The organism is Acidovorax sp. FHTAMBA (genome assembly GCF_038958875.1).
In the GTDB taxonomy this organism is placed as follows: domain Bacteria; phylum Pseudomonadota; class Gammaproteobacteria; order Burkholderiales; family Burkholderiaceae_C; genus Acidovorax.
Map to the genome: position 1 here is coordinate 3,614,220 of NZ_CP152407.1, position 24,800 is coordinate 3,639,019.

The 24,800-nt window shown below is 66.2% G+C and carries 19 protein-coding genes; 13 read left to right on the forward strand and 6 right to left on the reverse strand.

Annotated features, from left to right (window positions below; genetic code table 11):
- The first annotated feature begins 45 nt into the window (after nt 1–45).
- From aliA to AAFF19_RS16945, 4 genes are read left to right on the forward strand one after another with little or no spacing between them, the layout of a single operon-like run.
- Nucleotides 46–1,689: a cyclohexanecarboxylate-CoA ligase gene (gene aliA, locus AAFF19_RS16930; RefSeq protein ID WP_182120765.1), complete on the forward strand. Its 1,644-nt coding sequence runs from the start codon at nt 46–48 to the stop codon at nt 1,687–1,689.
- Nucleotides 1,690–1,744: 55 nt separating this feature from the next.
- Nucleotides 1,745–2,737 carry a tripartite tricarboxylate transporter substrate binding protein gene (locus tag AAFF19_RS16935; RefSeq protein ID WP_182120766.1) on the forward strand — a complete coding sequence of 331 codons (993 nt, stop codon included), beginning with the start codon at nt 1,745–1,747 and terminating at the stop codon, nt 2,735–2,737.
- Between the two features lie 26 nt (nt 2,738–2,763).
- Nucleotides 2,764–3,540, forward strand: a complete 777-nt coding sequence (locus AAFF19_RS16940) for an enoyl-CoA hydratase (protein ID WP_182120767.1) — start codon at nt 2,764–2,766, stop codon at nt 3,538–3,540.
- Between the two features lie 16 nt (nt 3,541–3,556).
- The gene (locus AAFF19_RS16945) at nt 3,557–4,717 is read left to right on the forward strand and encodes an acyl-CoA dehydrogenase family protein (RefSeq protein WP_182120768.1); all 1,161 of its coding nucleotides are present in this window, start codon (nt 3,557–3,559) and stop codon (nt 4,715–4,717) included.
- Here AAFF19_RS16945 and AAFF19_RS16950 read toward each other — a convergent pair.
- Together AAFF19_RS16950 and AAFF19_RS16955 are read right to left on the reverse strand one after the other, a co-directional pair.
- Nucleotides 4,714–5,232, reverse strand: coding sequence for a MarR family transcriptional regulator (locus AAFF19_RS16950; RefSeq protein WP_246331089.1), 519 nt, complete (start codon nt 5,230–5,232; stop codon nt 4,714–4,716). The genes AAFF19_RS16945 and AAFF19_RS16950 overlap by 4 nt on opposite strands.
- A gap of 74 nt (nt 5,233–5,306) precedes the next feature.
- Complete coding sequence (locus AAFF19_RS16955; protein ID WP_182120769.1) at nt 5,307–5,477, reverse strand: hypothetical protein; 171 nt, start codon at nt 5,475–5,477, stop codon at nt 5,307–5,309.
- A 281-nt stretch (nt 5,478–5,758) separates the two neighbouring features.
- Between AAFF19_RS16955 and AAFF19_RS16960 the strand changes: the two genes are divergently transcribed.
- Entirely contained in the window at nt 5,759–6,973 is a 1,215-nt protein-coding gene (locus tag AAFF19_RS16960) for an MFS transporter (protein WP_342720610.1), read from the forward strand.
- A gap of 165 nt (nt 6,974–7,138) precedes the next feature.
- On the opposite strand, the gene AAFF19_RS16965 is transcribed toward AAFF19_RS16960, so the two are convergent.
- Entirely contained in the window at nt 7,139–8,890 is a 1,752-nt protein-coding gene (locus AAFF19_RS16965) for a bifunctional protein-serine/threonine kinase/phosphatase (RefSeq protein WP_182120771.1), read from the reverse strand.
- A gap of 333 nt (nt 8,891–9,223) precedes the next feature.
- On the opposite strand from AAFF19_RS16965, the gene nirB reads away from it, so the two are divergent.
- The 5 genes from nirB to cobA all read left to right on the forward strand — a co-directional run bounded on the left by nirB (nt 9,224) and on the right by cobA (nt 17,833).
- Nucleotides 9,224–11,671: a nitrite reductase large subunit NirB gene (gene nirB / locus AAFF19_RS16970; RefSeq protein ID WP_182120772.1), complete on the forward strand. Its 2,448-nt coding sequence runs from the start codon at nt 9,224–9,226 to the stop codon at nt 11,669–11,671.
- A 72-nt stretch (nt 11,672–11,743) separates the two neighbouring features.
- Entirely contained in the window at nt 11,744–12,127 is a 384-nt protein-coding gene (gene nirD, locus AAFF19_RS16975) for a nitrite reductase small subunit NirD (protein WP_182120773.1), read from the forward strand.
- Between the two features lie 924 nt (nt 12,128–13,051).
- Nucleotides 13,052–15,907, forward strand: a complete 2,856-nt coding sequence (locus AAFF19_RS16980) for a molybdopterin-dependent oxidoreductase (protein WP_342720611.1) — start codon at nt 13,052–13,054, stop codon at nt 15,905–15,907.
- A gap of 175 nt (nt 15,908–16,082) precedes the next feature.
- Nucleotides 16,083–17,006 carry a DNA-binding protein YbiB gene (ybiB, locus tag AAFF19_RS16985; protein ID WP_182120775.1) on the forward strand — a complete coding sequence of 308 codons (924 nt, stop codon included), beginning with the start codon at nt 16,083–16,085 and terminating at the stop codon, nt 17,004–17,006.
- Nucleotides 17,003–17,833, forward strand: coding sequence for a uroporphyrinogen-III C-methyltransferase (gene cobA, locus AAFF19_RS16990; RefSeq protein WP_182120776.1), 831 nt, complete (start codon nt 17,003–17,005; stop codon nt 17,831–17,833). Before ybiB ends, cobA begins: the two co-directional genes overlap by 4 nt.
- Before the next feature lie 21 nt (nt 17,834–17,854).
- Here cobA and AAFF19_RS16995 read toward each other — a convergent pair whose 3' ends face one another.
- Complete coding sequence (locus tag AAFF19_RS16995; protein WP_182120777.1) at nt 17,855–18,343, reverse strand: acyl-CoA thioesterase; 489 nt, start codon at nt 18,341–18,343, stop codon at nt 17,855–17,857.
- Between the two features lie 124 nt (nt 18,344–18,467).
- On the opposite strand from AAFF19_RS16995, the gene AAFF19_RS17000 reads away from it, so the two are divergent.
- Together AAFF19_RS17000 and AAFF19_RS17005 are read left to right on the forward strand one after the other, a co-directional pair.
- Nucleotides 18,468–19,601, forward strand: coding sequence for a sterol desaturase family protein (locus AAFF19_RS17000; RefSeq protein WP_182120778.1), 1,134 nt, complete (start codon nt 18,468–18,470; stop codon nt 19,599–19,601).
- Nucleotides 19,602–19,722: 121 nt separating this feature from the next.
- On the forward strand, nt 19,723–20,898 hold the full coding sequence (locus AAFF19_RS17005; RefSeq protein ID WP_008907021.1) for an ABC transporter substrate-binding protein: 1,176 nt from the start codon (nt 19,723–19,725) through the stop codon (nt 20,896–20,898).
- A gap of 23 nt (nt 20,899–20,921) precedes the next feature.
- On the opposite strand, the gene AAFF19_RS17010 is transcribed toward AAFF19_RS17005, so the two are convergent.
- Together AAFF19_RS17010 and AAFF19_RS17015 are read right to left on the reverse strand one after the other, a co-directional pair.
- Nucleotides 20,922–21,401: a DUF4124 domain-containing protein gene (locus tag AAFF19_RS17010; protein WP_008907022.1), complete on the reverse strand. Its 480-nt coding sequence runs from the start codon at nt 21,399–21,401 to the stop codon at nt 20,922–20,924.
- 186 nt (nt 21,402–21,587) lie between these two features.
- Nucleotides 21,588–23,288 carry a cation:proton antiporter gene (locus tag AAFF19_RS17015; protein WP_008907023.1) on the reverse strand — a complete coding sequence of 567 codons (1,701 nt, stop codon included), beginning with the start codon at nt 23,286–23,288 and terminating at the stop codon, nt 21,588–21,590.
- Nucleotides 23,289–23,553: 265 nt separating this feature from the next.
- On the opposite strand from AAFF19_RS17015, the gene AAFF19_RS17020 reads away from it, so the two are divergent.
- Nucleotides 23,554–24,798: an NAD(P)/FAD-dependent oxidoreductase gene (locus tag AAFF19_RS17020; protein ID WP_182120779.1), complete on the forward strand. Its 1,245-nt coding sequence runs from the start codon at nt 23,554–23,556 to the stop codon at nt 24,796–24,798.
- Nucleotides 24,799–24,800 lie beyond the last annotated feature (2 nt).

Genomic DNA, 24,800 nt, shown 5'->3' on the forward strand with positions numbered 1-24,800 from the left:
CACCCCCGCCACGGATCCCCCACAACAACACCAGGAGACAAGACCATGGAATTTGACGCTGTACTGCTCCCCCCCCGCCGCGCGCAGCGGGTGGCCGAAGGTCACTGGCGCGACCGCACCATCAACGATGCGCTCGATGCCTGCGTGGCAGCCTGCCCCGACAAGCTGGCGCTGACCGCGCTGCAGGTGGAAACGGGAGCCACCACCCGCTTTACCTACCGCGAACTGGCTCGCATGGCCGACCGCATTGCCGTGGGCCTCTCGCGCCTGGGCGTGGGCCGGGGCGACATCGTGGCCTGCCAATTGCCGAACTGGTGGCAGTTCACGCTGACCTATCTGGCCTGCTCGCGCATTGGCGCTGTGATGAATCCGTTGATGCACATTTTTCGCGAGCGCGAGCTCTCGTTCATGCTGCAGCACGGCGAGGCCAAGGTGGTGATCGCGCCCCGAACCTTTCGAGGCTTTGACTTTGAGAAAATGATCGCCGGCCTGCAGCCCAGCCTGCCGCACCTGCAACATGTGGTGGTCGTCGGCGGAAGCGGCGCCAACAGCTTTGACGCCCTGCTCAGTGGCCCCGAATGGGAACAGCAGCCCGATGCGCAAGCCATCCTGACGGCCCACCGGCCCGGCCCCGACGACGTCACCCAACTCATCTACACCTCAGGCACCACCGGCGAGCCCAAGGGCGTGATGCACTCGGCCAACACCGTAATGGCCAACATCATTCCGTATGCCGAGCGCCTGCACCTGGGCGCCGACGTTGTGGTGCTGATGGCATCACCCATGGCGCACCAGACCGGCTTCATGTACGGCCTGATCATGCCCATCCTGCTACAGGCCAGTGCCGTGCTGCAGGACGTGTGGGAGCCCACCAAGGCCATTGCACTGATCAACGCGGAAAAGGCCACCTTCACCATGGCCTCCACGCCGTTCCTCACCGATCTGGCCCGCTCCGTCACCGAGACCGGCGCGGCCGTGCCCAGCCTGCGCACCTTTTTGTGCGCCGGCGCGCCCATCCCCGGCCCGCTGGTGGAACAGGCCCGCAAGGCGCTGGGCGCCAAGATCGTCTCGGCCTGGGGCATGACCGAAAACGGCGCCGTCACGCTGACCCGGCTCGAGGACGATGACGAACGCTCGTTCAACACCGATGGTTGCCCGCTGCCCGGTGTAGAGATCAAGGTGGTGGATGTGGACGGAAAGGACTTGCCGCCAGGTGAGCCGGGCAAGCTGATGCTGCGCTCGTGCTCGAACTTTGGTGGCTACCTGCACCGTGCGCACCTGAACGCGACCGACGCCGGCGACTGGTTTGACACCGGCGACCTCGCGCGCATCGACGAACGCGGCTACCTGCGCATCACCGGCCGCAGCAAGGACGTGATCATCCGGGGCGGCGAGAACATCCCGGTGGTTGAGGTCGAGTCGCTGCTCTACCGCCACCCGGCCATCGCCATGGCTGCCATCGTGGCCTACCCCGACGAGCGCCTGGGCGAGCGCGCCTGCGCCGTGGTGGTACCCAAGCCTGGTCAGACCATCGACCTGCCGGGCCTGGTGCAGTTTCTCAAGGACCAGAAGATCGCCGTGCAGTACATCCCCGAGCGCCTGATCGTGCGCGACGTGATGCCCGCCACGCCGTCCGGAAAGATCCAGAAGTTCAAGTTGCGCGAAATGCTGCGCGATCAGGCGGCCTGAAGGCTGCCAACGTTTTCCCGTCGATCACTACACAAAACCATCAGGAGACAACGACATGTTCACACGCCAACTTTCCCCCATGCGCAGGCGCCTTATCCAGTCTGCCGCCCTGTCAATCTGCGCCCTGGGCGCTATCGGCACTGCGCAGGCACAGGCCTGGCCCACCAAGCCCATCAAGATCGTGGTTGGCTTTGCCCCTGGCGGCACTACCGACGTGATGGCGCGTGTCATGGCCCAGTCGCTCAGCGAGACACTGGGCCAGCCCGTGGTGGTGGACAACAAGCCCGGAGCCAGCGGCAACGTGGCAGCGGCCGAGGTGATTCGCGCCACGGCCGATGGCCACACCTTCCTGATCGCACCGACCTCGTTCGAGACGGCCAACCCGTTCCTGTTCAAGCAGAACATTGCCCCCGCCAAAGATCTCACGCCCATCGCGGGCGTGGGCCGCAGCCAGATGTACCTGGTGGTCAAACCCCAATCCCCCTTCAAGGACGCCAAGGAGTTTGTGGCCTATGCCCGCGCCAACCCAGGCAAGCTGTCGTACTCCTCCGCCGGCCCCGGCACCCCCCCGCACCTGGCAGGCGAGCTGTTCAAGAAGGTCACCGGTGTTTTTGCCACGCACATCCCCTACCGGGGCGCAGCACCCGCATTGCAGGACGTGATGGCCAACCAGGCGGACTATGTGTTTGACCCGGGCATTGCGTTCCCGCATGTCCGCGCAGGCAAGGTGCGCATGCTGGCCGTAGCGGGCGCCAAGCGGTCGTCGTTCTTCCCGGATGTACCCACGCTGGCAGAGCTGGGCTTCAAGGGCGCCGAGCTGGACATCTGGTTTGGCATGTGGGCGCCCAATGGCACGCCCGCAGACATCACGGCGCGCATGGCCCGGGAAATCGCCAAGGTGCTGGCCCTGCCCGGCACCAAGAGCCGCTATGAATCGCTGGGTGCAGAGCCCGTGGGGCTGGACAACGCCGAGTTCCGCACCCTGCTGACCGAAGAGACCAAGCTGCTTTCCGGCCTGATCCGCGAGGCCAAGATCAACATCGACTGACCGGCCCCCCCGCGCCCTGACCCAGCATGAATGAAGCACTGATCCTGACGGAAACCCGTGGCCGGGTGGGCGTGATCACCCTCCACCGGCCCGCGCAGCTCAACGCGCTCAACGACGCCCTGATGGACCAGCTGGGCGCTGCGCTGCTGGCCTTCGATGCGAACGATGGCGTGGGTGCGATCGTCATCACCGGCAGCGCCAGGGCGTTTGCGGCCGGGGCCGATATTGCGGCCATGGCCGACTGGTCGTTCATGGACGTGTACCAGGGCGCCTTCATCACCCGCAACTGGGAGACCATTCGCCAGGTGCGCAAGCCGGTGCTCGCCGCCGTGGCTGGCTTTGCCATGGGCGGCGGCTGCGAGCTGGCCCTGGCCTGCGACATCATCATCGCGGCCGAATCGGCCCGGTTCGCGCTGCCCGAAATCAAGCTTGCCATGCTGCCTGGAGCGGGGGGCACACAGCGCCTGCCGCGCGCCATCGGCAAGGCCAAGGCGATGGACATGTGCCTGTCAGCACGCATGCTGGACGCACACGAGGCCGACCGCTACGGACTGGTCTCGCGCGTCGTGCCCGACGCCGAGCTGCTGGAGCAAACGCTGGCGCTGGCCACACAGATTGCCAGCTTCTCTCTTCCCGCACTCATGGCCATCAAGGCATCGGTCAACCGTGCCTGGGAAAGCCCACTGGCCGAAGGCATCCTGTTTGAGCGCCATGCGCTGTACGAGCGTTTTGCCAGCACCGATGCCCACGAAGGCATGCACGCCTTTCTCGACAAGCGCTCCCCCCATTTCCAGCACCGTTGACCCCAGAGAGAGACCCATGGCCCTTGACGCTGAATCGTTTGACATCCTGCTGCCCACCATCCAGCGCTTTGTGCGCGAGCGCCTGGTACCCGCCGAGAACCATCTCGAAGAGCATGACGACGTCCCCGCCGACATCATCGAGGACATGAAGGAGATGGGCCTGTTTGGCCTGACCGTGCCCGAGGAATATGGCGGCATCGGCCTGTCTGTCAGCCAGGAAGTGCTGGTGAACTACGAGCTGGGCCGCACTGCAGCGGCCTTCCGTTCGGTGTTTGGCACCAACATCGGGATCGGTTCGCAGGGCATCCTGATGGACGGAACGCCAGAGCAGAAAGGGCAGTACCTCCCCCGCGTGGCCAGCGGCGAGCTGATCATGTCGTTTGCACTGACCGAGCCCGACGCGGGCACCGACGCCGCCTCGCTCAAGACCCGCGCGGAGCCCGATGGTGATCACTATGTGCTCAATGGCACCAAGCGCTACATCACCAACGCTCCGCGTGCGGGAGCATTCACGCTCATGGCGCGCACGGGCGGGCCGGGTGCGGGGGGCGTGTCATCGTTCATCGTGCCTGCCGACAGCCCGGGCCTCACCCTGGGCAAGAACGACAAGAAGATGGGCCAGCGTGGCACCAAAACCTGCGATGTGATTCTGCAGAACGTGCGCGTGCCAGCGGCCAACATCATTGGCGGTGTGCCCGGGCAGGGCTTCAAGACCGCGATGAAGGTGCTGGACCGCGGGCGGCTGAACATCTCGGCCGTGTCGTGTGGCCTGGCCTCGCGCATCATCGACGAGTCGCGCCGCTACGCCCGCGAACGCAAGCAGTTTGGCAAGGCGATCGGCGAGTTCCAGCTGATCCAGGCCATGCTGGCCGACAGCCAGGCCGAGCTGCTGGCGGCCTGGTCGCTGGTGCAGGACGTGGCGCGGCGCTTTGACGGCAAGCCCGCGCAGATCTCGGACCCGGACATCTCCATGCGCGTGTCGTGTGCCAAGCTTTTTGCCACCGAAATGGTGGGCCGCGTGGCCGACCGGGGCGTGCAGATCCACGGCGGCGCGGGGTACATCAACGAATACCCCGTGGAGCGCTTTTACCGTGACGCCCGCCTGCTGCGCCTGTACGAAGGCACCACGCAGGTACAGCAACTCATCATTGGCCGCGAACTGCTGCGCCAGGACTAAGGCACCGCTGCCCCGGCCTCGTCGTCGGGGTCGCCGCCCCGGTCCAGGCGCTGCATGTTGTCCAGCAGCTTCAAAAGGTAGTGCAGCGTGTGGGTGATGTCACCCACCGAGAACTCGTCCAGTGCCTGCTCGTAATACGCGTCAATCTTGGGCCGAGCCTTCTCCAGCCACACCATGCGCCCGGACTCGGTCATCTTGATCAGGCGTGAACGCCGATCCTTCGGGTCCGTCTCCATGCCTATGTGCCCGTCACGCTCCAGCCGCCCGATCACGCCCGCCAGGTTCTGGCGGCTCACCAGCAGGTAGCGCGCCAGCTCGTTCACACCCATCCCCTGCTGTGCCTCCTCGCGCGACAGCGCGCCCAGCACAGCCCATTGCTGCGTGGTGAGCCCCTCGCTCTCCACCGCGCGAGACCCCGTCTTGTGCAACAGATTGGCACATTGGTACAAACGGAAGAACAACCGGTTGGCGAGCTCCATGCGGGCAATCTGGGCTTTGGAATCTGTGGCGTGCATGAGGGGGCGTTGGCTGAGGGCTCTGGGGGATTGGGGCAAACCCACGATCAAGACAACTGATTGTCGCACTTGCCTCAGGACGGGCACACCACCAGCGGCCGCCGCACCACGGGGGCGCCATCCGAGGGACGCCTTGCACCCAGATTGGTGCAGACACCGGCACCCGCCCTGCCGCCCGCCAACACCGCCCGCACCACGGTGGCCCACAGCGCCGCGGCGCCGCCGCTGCGGCATTCAAAATTCATAGCTGCTCGCGCTTTATCCATAAGCGCTGGTGGCCAATTTCATCCAAAAACGTGTGGTGTGGGCTCTGGCACAGGCATTGCTTGAATGCCAGCACGGCCAATGGAGGCCGTGTGGCAGCCCGGTGCAATGGCGGATTGGGCGAACAGGACGTTGGCGTCTTTATGGACTGCGGTGTGGCTGCAAAAAAGGCCGGCGCATCCCGTGCAGGCGCTTTTTTCTTGGTTGTCTGGCCCGGCCCGGGGTGTACCTCCCCGGGGGCCCTTTTGCACTGCATCGCTCCATGCTTCGATTTCGCGAATTCCTCCAGTCCGGCCATGCGCCCACGCTCTGGTCGTCGTTTCTCTACTTTGGTTTTTCGTGCGCGGTCTGGGTGATCAATGGCGCCATGGCGCCGTTCATCCAGGAGAGTTTTCGGCTCACGCCCACGCAGATGGGGATGATGCTGTCGATCCCCATCTTTGCGGGCGCGCTGATGCGGTTTCCGCTGGGCATCCTGGCGCAGTACATCGGGCGCAAGAACGCCACGCTGGTGGAGATGGCCGGCATCTTTGCCGCCATGGCCTATGGCTACCTGTTTGTACACACCTACCACGAGCTGCTGGCGCTGGGTGTGTTGCTGGGCGTGGCGGGGGCCAGTTTTGGCGTGGCGCTGTCGCTGGGCTCGGGCTCGTTTCCGCCGCGCTACAAGGGCCTGGCCATGGGCATAGTGGGTGCGGGCAATGTGGGCACGGCCGTGGCGGCACTGCTGGCGCCCGCGCTGGCGCAAAGCTTTGGCTGGCAGGCCGTGTACGGCTTTGCCGCCGTGGGCGTGGCCGTGCCCGCGCTGGTGATGGTGATCTACGCCCAGGAGCCGCCCGACCTGGACCCGCACGCCACGTTTCGCGAGCACATTGCCTGCCTGTTTGAAAAGGACGGCTGGGCGTTCAGCCTGATTTACGCCGTGACGTTTGGCGGCTTCATTGGCCTGACCACCTTCATGCCCAGCTACTTTTACGACCAGTTCGGCGTGAGCAAGGTGCAGGCGGGGCAGCTGACCATGCTGGCCGCCTTTCTGGGTGCGGCGCTGCGGGTGGTGGGCGGCTGGCTGTCGGACCACTGGGGCGGTGTGAACACGCTGACGGGTGTGCTGGCCATCACCACCGTGAGCCTGGTGCTGTGTGGCCTGGCCGAGCAATCATTGCCCGTCACCATGCTGCTGTTTCTGGTGTGTTTTGCCGCGCTGGGCGCAGGCAACGGCGCGCTGTTCCAGCTGGTGCCGCTGCGCTGGCCACTGTCTACCGCCGTGGCGGGCTCGATGATCGGTGAGATCGGCGCGCTGGGCGGTGGGCTCATCCCCAACGCCATGGGTATCTCGCGCCAGTTCAGCGGCACCTACCTGTGGGGGTTTGTGGCCATTGCGGCCTGCGCTGCGGCGATGCTGATGCTGCTGCGGGTGATGCAGATCCGGTGGACGCGCACGTGGGCGGAGAAAGGTGGGCGCGCGCGCAGCGCTTGAATGACACCTGCCGGGGCATTATGGCGACAGCCTCAACGCGCCCGGCTTCGACAGGCTCAGCCCGATCGGAAGGGGTGAGCGACGGGAAATTTTAAGCAAAACAGGCTCTAGCGCTTATCCATCAAGCGCTGGCAGCTATCATTTTTATTTACCCGCTGCAACGCCCTAATGGGGCAAGAACACAAGCCAGTACACCAGCAGCAGGTTGACCAGGACACTCACCCCCAGCGCGATCTTCCACACCGCCGTGGCATCGCGCTGCACCAGCGGCTGCGGGCCGCGCGCGGACAAAGGGCGGGATGCGCCGCGCTCCAGGGCAAGCAGCAACTCCTCGGCAGTTTCAAAACGCTGACTGCGATTGCGGGCCACGGCCTTCAGGGCGATCTGGTCGAGCCAGATGGGCACACCGGGGTTGTGGCGGCTGGGGGGCACCGGGTCGCGGTGGTAGCGGCCGAGCTGGTAGGGCACCACCTCGCCATACGGCAGGCGGCCGTGGCTGAGCAGCTGGTACAGCGTGACACCCAGGGCAAACAGGTCGCTGCCCGCATCGGGCAGCTGGCCAGCGGGGTCGCCGTTCTTTTCGTAGCCCGGCCACTGCTCGGGGTTCATGTAGCTGGGGGTGCCGGCGTGCAGGCGGCGCGTGGCCTCGGGCTCGCGGCCGGACAGGGCCACGCCCAGGTCCAGCACGCGCAGCACGCCGTCATCGCCCAGGTGCAGGTTGTCGGGCTTGATGTCGCGGTGCACCACCCCTTGCCGGTGCAGCCAGCCGAGCACCTGCGCGGCCTGCATCACCACCGAGATCGCCTGCGGCAGGGCCAGCGTGTGGTGGCGGCGCAGGCGCTGACCCAGGGTTTCGCCCGCGTGCCACTCGTACAGCAGATAGAACGCACTGGCCCCGCCGCCCTCCCCGGCAGGCCAGTTGTGCAGGCGCGCCAGGTGCACGGCCGCGTGGCCGGACTGCATGCGGCGGGCCACCCACGCCTCGTGCGCGAGCGTGGCGCGCTCGTGGGCATCGTGGGCGCGCGCGGGCACCAGCGTCTTGAGGGCAAAGAGGCGCTGGGTGGCCGCATCGCGCACCTGGTAGATGCGGTGCACACCGGTGTCGGCCACCAGGGCGGTGACCGCGAGGCCATCCACCGTGTCTCCCACCTTCAGCAGCGGCAGCACGGGCAGGTGCTGTGCGCGGAGGGACTCGTCCTGCAGCGTGGCCTCCAGCGCGCCCTGCACACGCACCACCAGGGCCGTGAGGTTGTCGGTACTGCCCCGGCGCAGTGCGGCCTGGGTCAGCGATTCGCTCAGCGCCTGGGCGGTCAGCGTGTCTTGGCGCAGCAGCTGCCGCAGCTCCCGCTCGGGCAGGCTGCCGTGCACGCCATCGGACAGCAGCACCAGCAGATCGCCGCTGTGCAGCTCGCCCTGGCTGTAGTCCACCACCACGTGGTCATCCAGCCCCATGGCACGGGTGAGCTGGTGCGCCAGGTCACGCTGCGCCATCACATGGTCGGTGGTCAGCAGCTGCAGCCGGCCGCCGCGCAGCAGGTAGGCGCGCGTGTCGCCCACATGCGCCAGCGTGTACGACTGGCCGCGCAGCACGATGGCGGTGAGTGTGGTCAGCCCCACGGCGGGCTGGCGGCGCCGGTTCATGGACGCGAGCCAGCCGTTGTGGGCGAACAGGATGCGGTCCAGCGCCACGGTGGTGTCCCAGGTGTCGGGCGTGGCGAAGTAGTCGCTCACCAGCGTGTGCACCGTGGTCTGGGCGGCTTCGCGGCCGTTGCCTCCCGTGCTCACGCCGTCGGCAATGGCGGCCACGGCGCCCCGGTCGCGGTCACGCCCCTGGCCCACCACCAGCGCGGCAAAGTCCTCGTTCACGTCTTTGCGCCCGGCCAGCGAGGTCTGCCCGTAGTCCAGTTCAAAACTCATGCACCAGCTCCATGCAGGTTCCGTGCCCAAGGTGGTGCGTTCAACCGCACAGTGCGCGCCCGCCCCGTGCCGGACGCCATCAGCAGCCCCCATGGGCAGCCCCGGCGGCTGCCTGCGCCCCACGCCGGTGCACCTGCTCTGGCACGGCCATTGCTAGAACCTGCATAACGGCCCGCAAGGGCCCTGCAACCCCCCCGTGCAACGGCGCATGGAGGGGCTGCAAGGACGAAGGCGTCCCCACATGCGTTTCGAAATCACATCGAAGCCGCATCGTGTGGACGCCTTTTTTGTTTTTCGCATCGCCCCGGCGATGGACCGACGGAGTTAGCCACGATGAAAAAGCTCAAACTGGTGATGGTGGGGAACGGCATGGCCGGTGTGCGTACGCTGGAAGAGCTGCTCAAGATTGCCCCCGATCTGTATGACATCACGGTGTTCGGCGCCGAGCCGCACCCCAACTACAACCGCATTCTGCTGTCGCCCGTGCTGGCGGGCGAGCAGACGATTGACGAGATCATCCTCAACGACTGGCAGTGGTACGCCGACAACCACATCACGCTGCACACCGGCTTTACCGTGACCGACGTGGACCGTGTGCGCCGCGTGGTCACCGCTACCAGCAAGGATGGTGATGTGATCACCGCCGAGTACGACCGCCTCATCATGGCCACGGGCTCCAACCCGTTCATCCTGCCCGTGCCCGGCAAAGACCTGAAGGGCGTGCTGGCCTACCGCGACATTGCCGACACGCAGGCCATGATCGACGCAGCCGCCATGTACAAGCACGCGGTGGTCATCGGCGGCGGCCTGCTGGGCCTGGAGGCCGCCAATGGCCTCATGAAGCGCGGCATGACAGTGAGCGTGGTGCACGTGATGCCGTCGCTGATGGAGCGCCAGCTGGACGACGTGGCGGGCAAGATGCTGCAAAAGTCGCTGGAAGACCGCGGCATGCAGTTCTTGATGGGTGCACAGACGCAAGAGCTGGTGGGCAGCGCCGACGGGCGCGTGGCCAGCGTCAGGTTCAAGGATGGCACCGAGGTACCCGCCGACCTGGTGGTAATGGCCGTAGGCATCCGCCCCAACACGCAACTCGCCGAAAAGATGCGCCTGCACGTGAACCGCGGCATTGTCGTGAGCGACACGCTGCAGACCACCACCGACGCCCGCATTTATGCCGTGGGCGAATGCGCGGCACACCGGGGCATTGCCTATGGCCTGGTGGCCCCGCTGTTCGAGCAGGGCAAAGTGCTGGCCAACCACCTGGCCGAATTCGGCATCGGCCGCTACCAGGGCTCACTCACCTCCACCAAGCTCAAGGTCACGGGCATTGATCTGTTTTCGGCCGGCGACTTCCAGGGCGGCGACAACACCGAAGAGATCGTGATGAGCGACCCCTTTGGCGGTGTGTACAAAAAGCTGGTCATCAAGGACGACAAGCTGATCGGCGCCTGCTTGTACGGCGACACGGTGGACGGTAGCTGGTACTTCAAGCTGCTGCGCGACGGCCGCACGGTCAACGACATCCGCGACAAACTGATGTTTGGCGAGAGCAACATCGGCGACGTGGGCCACCAGGGCCAGAGCAAGGCATCTGCCATGGCCGACACCGACGAGGTGTGTGGCTGCAACGGCGTGACCAAGGGCGCCATCTGCAAGGCCATCAAGGACAAGGGCCTGTTCACGCTGGACGAAGTGCGCAAGCACACCAAGGCCAGCGCATCGTGCGGCTCGTGCACCGGGCTGGTGGAGCAGATCATCATGTTCACGGCGGGCGGCGACTACAGCGCCACGCCCAAAACCAAGGCCATGTGCGGCTGCACCGACCACGGCCACCAGGCCGTGCGCGACGCGATCCGTGCCAACAAGCTGCTTTCCATCGCGGATGTTTTCTCGTTTCTCGAATGGAAAACACCCAACGGCTGCGCCACCTGCCGCCCGGCCGTCAACTATTACCTCATCAGCACCTGGCCCAAGGACGCCAAGGACGACCCGCAAAGCCGCGCCATCAACGAGCGCAGCCACGCCAACATCCAAAAGGACGGCACCTACAGTGTCATCCCCCGCATGTGGGGGGGAGAGACCACGGCCGACGAGCTGCGCCGCATCGCCGATGCGGCCGACAAGTACAACATCCCCACCATCAAGGTCACGGGGGGCCAGCGCATCGATTTGCTGGGCGTGAAGAAAGAAGACCTCGTCAATGTGTGGAAGGACATCGGCATGCCCAGCGGCCACGCGTATGCCAAGGCGCTGCGCACCGTGAAGACCTGCGTGGGCAGCGAGTGGTGCCGCATGGGCACGCAGGACAGCACGCAGATGGGCAAGGATCTGGAGCGCGCCATGTGGCGCATGTACGCCCCGCACAAGGTCAAGTTTGCGGTGAGCGGCTGCCCGCGCAACTGCGCCGAGGCCGGCATCAAGGACGTGGGCATCATCGGCGTGGACAGCGGCTGGGAGATGTACATCGCTGGCAACGGCGGCATCAAGACCGAGGTGGCGCACTTCTTCACCAAGCTGAAGACCGCCGAAGAAGTGCTGGAGTACACCGGCGCGTTCTGCGAGCTGTACCGCCAGGAAGGTTGGTACCTGGAGCGCACCGTGCACTACGTGAACCGCGTGGGCCTGGACTATGTGAAAAAACGCATTCTGGAAGACCACGTGGGCCGCCAGGCGCTGTGGGAGCAGCTGCAGTTTGCACTCGACGGCGAGCCCGACCCCTGGTTCGATTTCGACAAGGCGGCGGTGGACCAGCGCCAGTTCATCCCGATTGCCGTGGCTTGAACTCCTTTTTTTGAGTCAAAAGTGCCTGTAGCGCTTGATGGACAAGCGCCAACAGCTACCAAAGGAATAGCAATGAGCGAATGGAAACTGATCTGCCGTGTGGACGACATCCCCGTGCTGGGCTCACGCCGCGTGGCCCGGGACAAAGGCCTGGATGTGGCGGTGTTCCGCAACGATGCCGGGGGCGTTTTTGCGCTGCTGGACCGTTGCCCGCACAAGGGTGGGCCGCTGAGCCAGGGCATCGTGTTTGGCACGCAGGTGGCGTGCCCGATGCACAACTGGACGATCGGGTTGTGCGACGGGCAGGCCTTGGCGCCCGACGAGGGGTGTACGCCGAAGTTTGCGGTGAAGGTGGAGGATGGGGCGGTGTATCTGGATGCAGGGGAGCTGGCAACGGTGGCTACGGATCTGACTCGGCCTGTGGCTGGGCCTGCGCGCAGGGCTGTTGGGGTCTGAGGTGCCTGTCTTCGCGCTTCCTTTTAGTGACATGCCTGTGCAAAGGGCGGGAGCCGGGGTGTGCGCCCGGCGGCGCAGTAACTTTCTCTTGTCTCGCCAAGAGAAAGTCACCAAAGAGAAAGCGACCCTACTGCGCGCGTCCCCTTCGCTGCGCTACGGGGCAACCTGCGATGCTCGGTCAGGGAGTGCCACCGCAGAACTCGCTGCGCGCCTGCGGCGCTCCGCTCGAACAACTGCGGTGAGTCAGTTCACGAAATGCGTGTGTCCTGCGGCACACGCATGCACCCCCTGCCCTGCGCTTCTCGGCACGCACAGAAGGGAACCCGAAAAGCGGACATCCACACGGGCCATCGCTGCGCTCGGCCCAGTCTGCGCAGCGCGTGGCGCTTGCGCCCGCAAGGTGGGGCCGAGCGCAGCGATGGCCCGTGTGGATGTTCGGCTGCTGGATGTTCGGCTGTCCACCCCCCTGCTGGATGCGCCTGCGGCGGGGCGGTTGCGGGGTGAGCATGGGCGTCGGAGCGCCCATGCCTCGTTAACTGACTCGCCGTGGTTGTCCGAGCGGCGCGCGCCAGCGCAAAGCGAGTTCCACGGCGCACCCCGCAACCGCCCCGGCGCAGGTCGCCCCTTCGCACCGCGAAGGGGTCGCAGACTGGGGGTCGCCTTTTCTTTGGTGACTTTCTTTTGGCGAAGCAAAAGAAAGTTACTCGCACGCCGGGCGACTCCCGGCCTCCGCCCACAACCCAAGCATGCTTTTCAAACCAGCACGCCAGGTTTCGACAAGCTCAGCCCGAACGGGTCGGGGAGTGCGCCTGCTTCGACGGGCTCAGCCCGAACGGATCCCGGGAAGATCGAACACTACAAAAACAATAGCTACCAGCGCTTTATAGACGAGCGCTAGACCCCAAAAACATCTAAAACCACGCCATGCAAGAAACCAAATCCACCTGCCCCTACTGCGGCGTAGGCTGCGGCGTGATCATCGAATCCAAAGGCGCACACATCACCGGCGTGCGCGGCGACCCCACCCACCCCGCCAACTTCGGTCGCCTGTGCACCAAGGGCTCCACCCTGCACCTCACCGCCACAAGCCCGGTCACCCTGCAAACCCGCCTGCTGCACCCCCTGCACCGCGCGCAGCGCAGCGCCAAAACAGCCGCCCTGCCCATCACCTGGGACGCCGCCCTCACCCTGGCGGCCGACCGGTTCGCCGCCACCATCCGTGAACACGGCCCCGACGCCGTGGGCTTCTACGTCAGCGGCCAGTTGCTCACCGAGGACTACTACGTCTTCAACAAACTGGCCAAGGGCCTGATCGGCACCAACAACATCGACACCAACTCACGCCTGTGCATGAGCAGCGCTGTGGCCGGCTACAAGCAAACGCTGGGTGCCGACGCGCCGCCCGCCTGCTACGACGACGTGAACCACGCGCAGTGCCTGTTCATCGTGGGCAGCAACGCGGCCTGGGCGCACCCCATCCTGTTCCGCCGCATCGAAGACGCACGCGCCGCCAACCCCGGCATGAAGGTCATCGTGGCCGACCCGCGCCGCACCGACACGGCCGGCATGGCCGATCTGTTCCTGCCCATCCAGCCCGGCAGCGACGTGATGCTGTTCAACGGCATGCTGCACATCATGTTGTGGGAAGGCTGGATCGACGCGGGCTACATCGGCGCGCACACCACGGGCTTTGACGAGCTCAAGGCCCTGGTGCGTGAAGCAACGCCCGATCGCGCGGCACAGGTGTGCGGCATCTCCGTGGCCGACCTCACCACTGCAGCAAAGTGGTTTGCCACCTCGAAAGCCACGCTCAGCCTGTACTGCCAGGGCCTCAACCAAAGCAGCAGCGGCACCGCCAAAAACGCCACGCTCATCAATCTGCACCTGGCCACCGGCCAGATCGGCAAGCCCGGCGCGGGCCCCTTCAGCCTGACGGGCCAGCCCAACGCCATGGGCGGGCGCGAGGTGGGCGGCCTGGCCAATCTGCTCAGCGCCCACCGCGACCTGGTCAACCCCCAGCACCGCGCCGAAGTGGCCGCGCTCTGGGGCGTGGCCGATGTGCCATCCAAGCCCGGCAAGACGGCGGTGGAGATGTTCCAGGCCGCCGCCGATGGCGAGATCAAGGCCCTGTGGATTGCCTGCACCAACCCCGCGCAGAGCATGCCCGACCAGGCCACCGTGCGCCGCGCGCTACAGCGCGCCGAGTTTGTGGTGGTGCAAGAGGCCTTTGCCACGGCAGCCACCTGCGCCTATGCCGACCTGCTGCTGCCCGCCACCACCTGGGGCGAAAAGACCGGCACGGTGACCAACAGCGAGCGCCGCATCTCCCGCGTGCGCCCCGCCGTGCCCGCGCCCGGCCTGGCGCGGCACGACTGGGCCGTTGCGGTGCAGTTTGCGCACCAGCTGGAGGCACGCCTGCGGCCCGGCCAACCCACGCTGTTCCCCTACGCCACAGACGCTGCCGATGCAGGTGCCGAAGCGGTCTGGAACGAACACCGCGAAAGTACACGCGGGCGCGACCTGGACATCACCGGGCTGTCTTGGGCCCTGCTCGAATCAGCGGGCCCGCAACAGTGGCCGTTCGTTGCCGATGCGACCACCGGCAAGGCCCGCCTGTACGAAGACGGCGTCTTCCCCACCGCCTATGGCCGCGCCCGATTTGCCGCGCACGCGTGGCAACCCACGGCCGAACAACGCGAATCGCGCTACCCCTTCAGTCTGACCACCGGCCGCCTGCGCGACCAGTGGCACGGCATGACCCGCACCGGCACGCTGGGCCGGCTGTTTGGCCATGTGGCCGAACCCAGCGTACAGATGCACCCGCAGGACATGGACCGACGCGGGCTAAAAACGGGCGATCTGGTGCATCTCACCAGCAAACGCGGCTCCATCGTGGTGCCCGTGCAGGCCGATGCCACGCTGGGCCTGTCGCAGGTGTTCATGGCAATGCACTGGGGCAGCGAATTTTTGAGCGGCGTGTCCTCCACCGGCGAGCGGCTGGCGGGCGTGAATGCGCTCACCACCTCAGCGTTTTGCCCCACCTCCAAACAGCCCGAGCTGAAACACGCGGCCGTCAAGGTGCTCAAGGCCGAACTGCCGTGGACGCTGCTGGCCATGGCCTGGCTGCCTGCCGAGGGCGCAAATGGCGCCCTGTCGGCACGCGAGGCGCTGTCGAACCTGATGGCGGAGTTTCCGTTTGCCAGCTGCGTGCCCTTCAGCAACAACACACCGCTGGATGAACCCGGCCGCGAACGCACCGGCGTACTGCTGCGCGCCGCCGCGCACGAGGCGCCGCCGGATGCACTGATCGAGCGCATTGAGGCCTTGATGGGCCTGACCACCACAGACACCCTGCGCTACGCCGACAAAAAACGCGGCCAGCGCCGCGCAGCACGGCTGACACGCCACGGGGACACCACCACGCTCGAAGCCATTGTTCTGGCGGGTGACACCAGCGCCGAAGGCTGGCTCAAGACCTTGCTGCAGGAAGAACTGCCCGCACAGACCTACGGCCGCCTGCTGCTGGTGCCCGGCGCCAAGGCCCCCGTGGCCGTGCAGTCGCGTGGCAAGACGGTGTGTACCTGCTTCAACGTGACCGATGTGGCCATCACCAGCACACTGGCGCACTGCCACGGCACCGATGACGACCGCCTGGCCCAATTGCAAGGCAAGCTGCGCTGCGGCACCAACTGCGGATCGTGCCTGCCCGAACTCAAACGCATGGTGCGCGCCACCGGGCCGCTGGCCGCTGCCCCTGCTGCAACCCACGTCACCATATAACCAGAAGTTGTCTGGATTACCGGAAAATAGCCTTCCGACCAACAAACCCCACCAGGACTTGTGCAACAGGGCTCCAGCTAGGCGCTTTCGGCGCAGACAGTACGCCTGTACGGCAAGCCGAAACAACGACGCTGGTGCCCTGTTTTACAAGTCCCGCCACCAAAACCAAAAGACCATGGGCATCAGCCAGTACATCAAGGAAATCGGCCGCGGCGCGCGCGGCGCCAAGCCGCTGTCGCGCGAGCAGGCCATGGACCTGTTCGGCCAGGTGCTGGACGGCGCCGTGTCCGATCTGGAGATCGGCGCGTTCTGCCTGGCCATGCGCATCAAGGGCGAGACGGCCGAGGAGATGTGCGGCTTTCTGGATGCCACGCACAGCCGCCTGGCGCTGCTGCCCGCCACCGACCGCCCACTCATCGTGCTGCCCAGCTACAACGGCGCGCGCAAGCTGCCGGTGCTCACGCCCCTGCTGGCGCTGCTGCTGGCGCGCGAAGGCCTGCCCGTGCTGCTGCACGGCATGCGCACCGAGGCGCGGCGGGTTTTGGCATCGGATGTGCTTCTGGCGCTTGGCACACCTGCGCTGACAGCTCCTGAAATAATAGCAAATGGCAGGGTACGCCACATCCACACCCAGCACCTGCACCCCGGCCTGGCCCGCCTGCTGGCCGTGCGCGAGGTGGTAGGCCTGCGCAACCCGGGGCACAGCGTGGTCAAGCTGATGAACCCGTGCGCGGGGCCGTCGGTGGTGGTCACGGCCTACACCCATCCCGAGTATTTCGAGATGCTGCAGACCACCTTTCACACCCTGGGCATGAACGCATTGCTCTCGCGCGGGCTGGAGGGCGAAGTCGCCACGGACCCGCGCCGCACGCCCCGCTACGACGGCTTTGTACGCGGCGAACACACGGTGCTGGAGGCGCAGCAGTCCGGCACGGCCAGCGAGGTGCCGGGACTGCCGGCCGAGATTGACATTGCTACCACGGCGACGTACACGCGCCGTGTGCTCGCGGGTGAATTGCCGATTCCACCGGCCATCCAGCGGCAGGTGGAACATATCTTGCATCTTGCCGATCAAACCGTTTCGGAGACATCGCCATGAGCCGCACCACAGCCGACAACACACTGCCGCCTGCCAAACCCCATCTGGGCACGGGCGGCAGCTGCACGCTGGTGGGCGCCGGCCCGGGCGACCCGGAGCTGCTCACCATCAAGGCGCTCAAGGCCATCCAGGCCGCCACCGTGCTGCTGGTGGATGACCTGGTGAGCGATGCCATCGTGGCGCATGCATCGCCCACGGCGCGTATCGTCTACGTGGGCAAGCGCGGTGGCTGCAAGAGCACGCCGCAGGCCTTCATCGAAAAGCTGATGCTGATGGCCGTGAACGAAGGCGAGAACGTGGTGCGCCTCAAGGGTGGCGACCCGTTCATCTTTGGCCGGGGTGGTGAAGAGGTGGAGCACCTGCGCGCAGCGGGCGTGCCCGTCACCGTGGTCAACGGCGTCACGGCGGGCCTTGCGGGCCTGACATCGCTGGGCGCCCCGCTCACGCACCGCGAGCATGCCCATGGCGTGGTGTTTGTTACCGGCCACGCCAAGCCCGGCGACGCGGGCACCGACTGGCGCCAGCTGGCCGCCACGGCCCGCGACGCCAAGCTCACGCTCGTCATCTACATGGGCGTGAGCGGCGCCGCCACCATCGAGCAGGAGCTGCTCACCGGCCTTCCCGCCAGCACGCCCGTGGCCATCGTCCAGCACGCCAGCCTGCCCCAGCAGCGGCATGCCATCACCACCCTGGGTGACCTGCACGGCACCATCACCCGCGAAGGCCTTGCCAGTCCGTCTGTGATCGTGGTGGGCGACGTGGTGCGGGGTGTTGCGGCGGCGGCGCACCCGATGGAGGCACCCCAGCGGGCAGTGCGCAGGGGCTGAGATCGAGAGCGCGGGGTGTTCTTACGGCCCAGGCGACTCGCGCACCTGCGCAAAACGCTCTGCCAGCTCCTTGCGCAAGGCCTTTCGCAGCAGCGCCGCATCCCAGCGGCGGCGTTCGTCGGGCGTGGCCGGGTGAAGCGGCGGCACCTGCACAGGCTTGCGCGCTTCGTCCACCGCCACCATCGTGAAGAAGCAGCTGTTCACGTGCCGCACCACCTGCGACCGGATGTCTTCGGCCACCACCTTGATGCCCACTTCCATGGACGACGTACCGGTGTAGTTCACGCTGGCCAGGAAGGTCACGAGTTCGCCCACATGGATGGGCTGCAGGAACATCACCTGGTCCACGCTCAGCGTCACCACATAGCACGCGGAGTAGCGGCTTGCGCAGGAATAGGCCACCTGGTCCAGCAGCTTGAGGATGGCGCCGCCATGCACATTGCCTGAAAAGTTGGCCATGTCGGGGGACATCAGCACCGTCATGCTGAGTTGGTGGGCAGGGATGTTCATGCTGCAATTTTAGGGGTCGGCCCGCCAGGCGGACGCCACGGGCAGGCCCGCTACACTCCCGCGACCAGGGCCGGTACAAGGTCTTTTTCATAAAAATGCAGCGGTGGAGGCCGCAGGAGAAACCATGCTCGAAATCGACAAGCTCAATGAGTTCACCGAAAGCCATGGCGCGCTGCGGCGCGGGCGAGGCCTGGTGTCTGGGGTGATTGCGCTTACGCTGGCCGTGCTGTGCTTTCTGGGTGTACTGGCATTTCATTTTCCGGAATACCTGACCACGCCGCAGCTGCGCAAGAGCTATGACGTGGCGGTGATCCGCAACATTTTGCTGGTGGCCATGGCCGTAGCCGGAGGCATTTCGCTGGTCAACATCCTGTTCAACCGGTCGCGCTGGCTGGCAAGCTTTGCCTTCGCGATGGTGGTGCTGGCGGCGCTGCTGGGGGGCCACAAGGTGGAGGTGGACCCGAACTTTCCGGATGACACGCTGTACATCGGCCTGGACTGGTTCATCCTGGACCTGCTGGGCAGCTCGCTGATCTTCATCTTCATCGAGAAGCTGTGGGCACTGCGCAAGGACCAGCCCGTGTTCCGCGCCGAGTGGCAGACCGACTTCCACCACTTCATCGTGAACCACATGGTGGTGGGCTTTGTGCTGCTGGCCACCAACCTGCTGGTGCACAAGTTCTTTGGCTGGGCCGCCAGCGATGGCATTCGCGGCTGGGTGCAGGGGCTGAACTTCTGGGTGGCGCTGTTCCTCATCGTGCTGGTGGCCGACCTGGTGCAGTACTGGACGCACCGCGCCTACCACGAGGTGCCGCTGCTGTGGCGTTTGCACGCGGTGCACCACAGCGTCAAAAGCATGGACTGGATGGCCGGCTCCCGCCAGCACATCCTGGAACTCATCATCACCCGCACGCTGGTGCTGGCGCCCATCTACGTGCTGGGCTTCAGCAAGGAAGTGATCGATGCGTACATCGTGATCGTGGGCTTTCAGGCCGTGTTCAACCACGCCAACGTGAGCGTGCGACTGGGGCCGCTGCGCTACGTGCTGGTCACGCCCAACTTTCACCACTGGCACCACAGCCAGGACCAGGAAGCGCTGGACAAGAACTACGCCGCGCATTTCGCCTTCCTGGACTACCTGTTTGGCACGGCCGTCCAGAGCACCAAGCTCTGGCCCGAAAAATATGGCGTGCTGGGCGACTACGTGCCCAACGGGTTCATCCGGCAGTTCAAGTTCCCGTTCACGTGGAAGGGGTAGAGAAGGGTAGGCGTAGGCATCTGTCTCTAACTTGACGCATCCCCGGTGTTAACCCTCAGGGACGTGCAACGATGCGCTCCTACCATCGCGCCAAGCCGATACCCCCTCCAGGAGCTGACTGATGACGAAACACAATGCCCAACCCAGCGGCTCACACCCCGCACTGACACGCCGCCGCAGCCTGGTGCAGGCGATGGCGGGCCTCGCGGTCTTTGGCGCGCTGCCTGCGGGCGCCCAGACCGCTGTCGGCAAAAACGACATCCTCATCGGCCGCTCCACCGCCTTGTCGGGTGGCATGGCGCCCTTTCTCGCGCCCGTGCACGAAGGTCAGGAGGCCGCCATCGAGGACGCCAACGCCAAAGGGGGCATTGGCGGGCGCAAGATCCGCATCGTGTCGCTGGATGACGGATTCGACCCGCGCCGCACCCTGGAAAATGCCCGGCAACTGAGCGAGAAAGACGGCGTGGTGGCCCTGCTGGGTGTGTCAGGCACCTCGCAGGTCATGGCGTTGCTGCCCTACCTGGTCGAGGCCAAGTTGCCGTTGATCGGCGTGTACACCGGCAGCCCGGCGATACGCGCGCAGCAACATCCCTATCTGTTCACCACCCGCGCAAGCTATGCGGACGAGCTGGTGAAGATCGTGCGCAACCTGGTGGCAGTCCAGACCTCGCGCATCGCGGTGGTCTATGAGAACAACGACTTCGGCAAGCTGTTGCTGCCGCTGGTGGAGAAAACCATCACGGCCGAAGGCGCGTCGCTGGCCGGCTCCCACGCCCTGGCCCCCACCGGAGAGGACGCCGCCGCAGCCGCCAAAACGCTCGCGGCGCAAAAGCCGCAGGCCGTGCTGCTGGTGGCAGCGGGCCCACCGGTGGTGGCCTATGTGAAGGCCAACCGCGCCCACCTTGGTGTGCCGGTGTACACGCTGTCGCTGGGCGCAGGCTCGGCCGTGCTCAAGGCGCTGGGCGAAGAAGCGCGCGGACTGGCCGTGGCGCGCACCGGGCCATCGCCCACCAAGCCCACCATCCAGCTGACCCGCGATTTCCAGGCGTCCATGAAGCGCCATGGCAAACCTGCGGACTACGACCGCTACACCGGCTACATGGACGCACGCGTGCTGATCGAAGGCCTGCGCGCTGCAGGCCCCGGCGTGACACGCGCAAGCCTGGTACAGGCCATGGAAGGCCTGGGCACGCTCGACCTGGGCGGCTACACCTACCAGTTCAGCCCGCAGAACCACCACGGCTCCAACTTTGTGGACATTGCGGTGGTGGGCTCGGGGGGCGTCTACCTGCAATAGGCGCCCACGCCGCGCGGGGCCGTTTACAGAGAGCTCAACTCCTCTTCCAGCGCCTTGAGCTGGTTGCGCAGCTCCTGCGTGCGGGCATCGCACGCGGCCTTGTCCTTGTTGGCATCGGCCGCGCGTTCCTGCGCGAACTGGGATCCGGACGGCAGCGTGCGCCGCAGCGGGCCCGCCTGGGCGACCGCCTCGGCAGGCGGCCCGGTACATTCGCGCTCGCTGCGCTGCACGGCCGCGCGTGCCTGGGGCACGCCCTGGCTCTCCAGATAGTGCTTGCGCTGCCACGATGGGCCAAAGGCGCCCTCCTTCGCGGTGGAAGCGGGGGGCGGCACGGGGGTAGCACCCTGCATGGCAGGGCGCACATCCACTTTCTCGCCCTGGCCCGGGCATGGAGCATCCTGGAACGAGACCTTGCCCTGGGCGTCGGTGCATTTGTGGACGGCCCAGGCCGGGGCCAGGCAGCCCCAGAGCACAGCGAAAACGGCACAGCGGATAGGGTTCATGAGCGGGTTTCCTCAGACAGGCGGATGGCGCATGCTACCGCGCCCCACTCCCCTGGGCCAGCAGGCTGCGAAGGTGCTGTCCCCAGTCAAAACTACACACTTTTTTGGCACCTGGCGCTTATCCATAAAGCGCAAACAGCTACTATTTTGATAGCAATCTGCCACACACTGCCGGCCCGATGGCAGTCACCCCTTTTCGCCGGGCTCCAGCACGGGCCGGTAGCCCATGTCCCTCACCCCTTGCAGCACCTCGTCAATCTCGGGGGTCGGCTTGTTCAACAGGTGCAACGCTGCAGCACCCAGGCGCAGGCTGGCCTCGATGGTCTCGGGGTAGGCGTGCACGGCACCGGCCTGCAGCAGCCGGCTGCTGCTCTCCAGGTCGCGGGCACGGGCGATGACGGGCACCTGGGGGCAGGCGCGCCGCAGGTAGTCGATGGCCTTCAGGGCCGCTTCCGGACGGTCCACCGTGATCACCAGCAACGCGGCGCGTTCTACATGGATGGCCGCCAGCAGTTCCGGGTCGGAAATGTCGCCATACGCCACCGCATGGCCATCCGCGCGGCCCTGGGCCAGCCGTTTGGGGTCGGTGTCGAGCGCAATGTAGGGCACGCCGCTGGCCTCCAGCAGCACCGCCACCGTGTGCCCCACACGCCCGTAGCCGCCAATGATGACCTGGGGCGTGGCCGAATCGGGCAAGCCTGCCGGGGGTGGCGCGTCGGAGCCCGAATCCGCGGCCAGGCGCGCGGCGATGGCCCCGTTGAACCGGATCAGCAGTGCGCCCAGCACCATGGAAATCAGCACGGAGGTGATGGCAATCTGCCCCAGCTGCTCGTCGAAAACACGCGCATCCAGCGCGATGGCCACCAGCGCCAGGCCGAACTCGCCGCCCACGCTCAGCAGCAGGCCCGTGCGCCACGCCACCTGCGGCTCCACCCCCATGCGGCGCACCGTGGCCGCCACGATCAGGGTTTTGCTGGCCAGCAGCAGCAAGGCCCCCAGCACCGCCCACTGCCAGATCGGCACGATGGCGGCGGGATCAAACCGCATCCCGATGCCGATGAAGAACAGCCCCAGCAGCACATCGCGAAACGGGCGCACGCTGGACTCCACCTGGTGGCGGAACTCTGTCTCGCCCAGCATCATTCCCGCCAGGAAAGCGCCAAACGCCAGCGACAGGCCCAGGCTTTGCGTGGTCCAGGCCGCAAACAGCGCCACCAGCAGCACAGCCAGGGTGAAGGCCTCCACCGACCTGCGCTCGGACACCCAATGAAAGAGCGGCCGCAGCAACCACCGCCCGGCAAAGAACACCAGGGCAAACGCCAGCACGGCCTTGGCCAGCGCCCAACCCAGCGTTGCGGCCAGGGCGGCCGCAGCCACCGAGGTGCCCAGCACCGGGATGATGACGAGAAAAGGCACGGCGGTGACATCCTGGAACACCGACATCGCCAGCCCCAGGCGCCCGTGCTGGGTGTTGTCCTCGCCCCGCTCGGCCAGCAGGCTGCCGATGATGGTGGTGGACGACTGGGCAAACACGGCGCCAAACACAAAGGCAGCCGGCGCTGGCAGGCCCGCCAGCCAGCAGATGCCCCCGACCAGCACGGTAGTCAGCACCACCTGCCCCGTTCCCAGGCCCAGCACCTGGTGCCGCAGGATCTGCAACTGGGGCAGCGAGTAATTGAGCCCGATGGTGAAGAGCAGGAACACCACGCCAAACTCGGCAATGGCGTCAAAGGCGGGCACCGACACCGTGGGGCCCAGGGTGTGCGGCCCGAGAATGAAGCCCACCAGCAGGTAGCCCAGGCTGGTGGGAACGTGCAGCCGCTGGAAAACCACCACCACGGCAATGGCAACGCCAAGCAGCAAGAGGATCTGGGTGAGGTTTTCCATGGGTCCGTGGGTCTGTGCGTTGTCGGGTGTGTGTTTGCAGGGCCGCTTGGCGGCGAGCTTTGGGCCCGCTCCCGGCCCGGGCCGGGGGGCTGATGTGCCCGCTGGGCCGCCGTGCAGGCTGCCAGGTCATTATGGTGTCCGCAACGGCAACGTCCGAACCCCAAGGTCTGCGCCCGTTGCGCACCGCCCTGCCCGGGGCACGTCACCGGCAAGGCCCGTGAACGCGTCACAATCGGCGCCTTTGCCCTCTCGATGCGCCCTGCCCATGACTCCCCCATTCTTTGACGCCGTTGTCATCGGCGCCGGTGCGGCCGGCCTGTTCTGCGCGGGCCAGGCGGGCCAGCGCGGGCTGAAGGTCCTGCTTATCGACCACGCCGACAAGGTGGCCGAGAAGATCCGCATCTCGGGCGGCGGGCGCTGCAATTTCACCAACCGCGACCTGGACCCGGCCGCGCCACACAAGCACTTTGTGGGACAGAACCCGCAGTTCTGCCGCTCGGCGCTGTCGCGCTACACGCCCTCCGACTTCATTGCGCTGGTGCAAAAGCACGGCATCCCGTTTCACGAAAAGCACAAGGGCCAGCTCTTTGCCGACCGCTCGGCCGAGGACATCATTGCCATGCTGCTGGCCGAGTGCGCGGCGGGCGGGGTGACGCACTGGCAGCCCTGCAGGGTCAAAAATATAGCCTTTTTGGCCTCTGGCGCTTATCCAGAAAGCGCCAGCAGCTATCGAATTGATATTGAGCGCGGCACGGTGCAGGCCCGCTCGGTGGTCATTGCCACGGGTGGGCTGTCCATCCCCAAGATCGGCGCCACCGACTTTGGCTACCGGCTGGCACTACAGTTCAATATCCCGCTGGTCGAGCGGCGCCCGGGCCTGGTGCCGCTGACCTTTGATGGCACGGGTTGGGCGCCGTATGCGCAACTCGCGGGCTTGGCGCTTCCGGTGCAAATCAGCACCGGAGCCAAGAAAGCCCGTATGGCCTTCGACGAAGACCTGCTGTTCACCCACCGCGGCCTGTCGGGCCCGGCAGTGCTGCAGATCTCCAGCTACTGGCAGGAAGGCACGCCGCTGGCCATCAACCTCGCGCCCACGGCAGATCTGCCCACTGCGCTGGCCCAGGGCAAGGCCCGCTCGCGCAAGCTGATCGCCAACGAGCTGGCCACGCTGGTCCCGAGCCGCCTGGCCGATGCCTGGGCCAGCCGCGAGGCGGATTGGCAGCGCCCCATCAACGAGGCATCGGACAAAGCCCTGGCGCGCTTGGCCGAGCAACTGGCGCGCTGGGAGCTCACACCCACGGGCACCGAGGGCTACAAAAAGGCCGAGGTCACGCTGGGCGGCGTGGACACCAAGGCGCTGTCGCAGCAGACCATGGAGTGCAAGACGCAGCCCGGCCTGTACTTCATTGGCGAGGTGGTGGATGTGACCGGGTGGCTGGGCGGCTATAACTTTCAGTGGGCCTGGGCCAGTGCGCATGCGTGTGCGCAAGGACTTCCAAGCTCGCACTGACC

Excerpts from the sequence above, each read along its gene's own strand:
- AAFF19_RS17020 (WP_182120779.1), top strand. The coding sequence starts at position 23,554 with ATGACTCCCCCATTCTTTGACGCCGTTGTCATCGGCGCCGGTGCGGCC.
- AAFF19_RS16955 (WP_182120769.1), bottom strand. The coding sequence starts at position 5,477 with ATGAATTTTGAATGCCGCAGCGGCGGCGCCGCGGCGCTGTGGGCCACC.
- AAFF19_RS17015 (WP_008907023.1), bottom strand. The coding sequence starts at position 23,288 with ATGGAAAACCTCACCCAGATCCTCTTGCTGCTTGGCGTTGCCATTGCC.
- cobA (WP_182120776.1), top strand. The coding sequence starts at position 17,003 with ATGAGCCGCACCACAGCCGACAACACACTGCCGCCTGCCAAACCCCAT.
- AAFF19_RS16935 (WP_182120766.1), top strand. The coding sequence starts at position 1,745 with ATGTTCACACGCCAACTTTCCCCCATGCGCAGGCGCCTTATCCAGTCT.
- AAFF19_RS16940 (WP_182120767.1), top strand. The coding sequence starts at position 2,764 with ATGAATGAAGCACTGATCCTGACGGAAACCCGTGGCCGGGTGGGCGTG.
- nirB (WP_182120772.1), top strand. The coding sequence starts at position 9,224 with ATGAAAAAGCTCAAACTGGTGATGGTGGGGAACGGCATGGCCGGTGTG.
- AAFF19_RS16965 (WP_182120771.1), bottom strand. The coding sequence starts at position 8,890 with ATGAGTTTTGAACTGGACTACGGGCAGACCTCGCTGGCCGGGCGCAAA.
- AAFF19_RS16995 (WP_182120777.1), bottom strand. The coding sequence starts at position 18,343 with ATGAACATCCCTGCCCACCAACTCAGCATGACGGTGCTGATGTCCCCC.
- AAFF19_RS16980 (WP_342720611.1), top strand. The coding sequence starts at position 13,052 with ATGCAAGAAACCAAATCCACCTGCCCCTACTGCGGCGTAGGCTGCGGC.
- AAFF19_RS16950 (WP_246331089.1), bottom strand. The coding sequence starts at position 5,232 with ATGCACGCCACAGATTCCAAAGCCCAGATTGCCCGCATGGAGCTCGCC.
- AAFF19_RS17005 (WP_008907021.1), top strand. The coding sequence starts at position 19,723 with ATGACGAAACACAATGCCCAACCCAGCGGCTCACACCCCGCACTGACA.
- ybiB (WP_182120775.1), top strand. The coding sequence starts at position 16,083 with ATGGGCATCAGCCAGTACATCAAGGAAATCGGCCGCGGCGCGCGCGGC.
- nirD (WP_182120773.1), top strand. The coding sequence starts at position 11,744 with ATGAGCGAATGGAAACTGATCTGCCGTGTGGACGACATCCCCGTGCTG.
- AAFF19_RS16945 (WP_182120768.1), top strand. The coding sequence starts at position 3,557 with ATGGCCCTTGACGCTGAATCGTTTGACATCCTGCTGCCCACCATCCAG.
- AAFF19_RS17000 (WP_182120778.1), top strand. The coding sequence starts at position 18,468 with ATGCTCGAAATCGACAAGCTCAATGAGTTCACCGAAAGCCATGGCGCG.
- AAFF19_RS16960 (WP_342720610.1), top strand. The coding sequence starts at position 5,759 with ATGCTTCGATTTCGCGAATTCCTCCAGTCCGGCCATGCGCCCACGCTC.
- aliA (WP_182120765.1), top strand. The coding sequence starts at position 46 with ATGGAATTTGACGCTGTACTGCTCCCCCCCCGCCGCGCGCAGCGGGTG.
- AAFF19_RS17010 (WP_008907022.1), bottom strand. The coding sequence starts at position 21,401 with ATGAACCCTATCCGCTGTGCCGTTTTCGCTGTGCTCTGGGGCTGCCTG.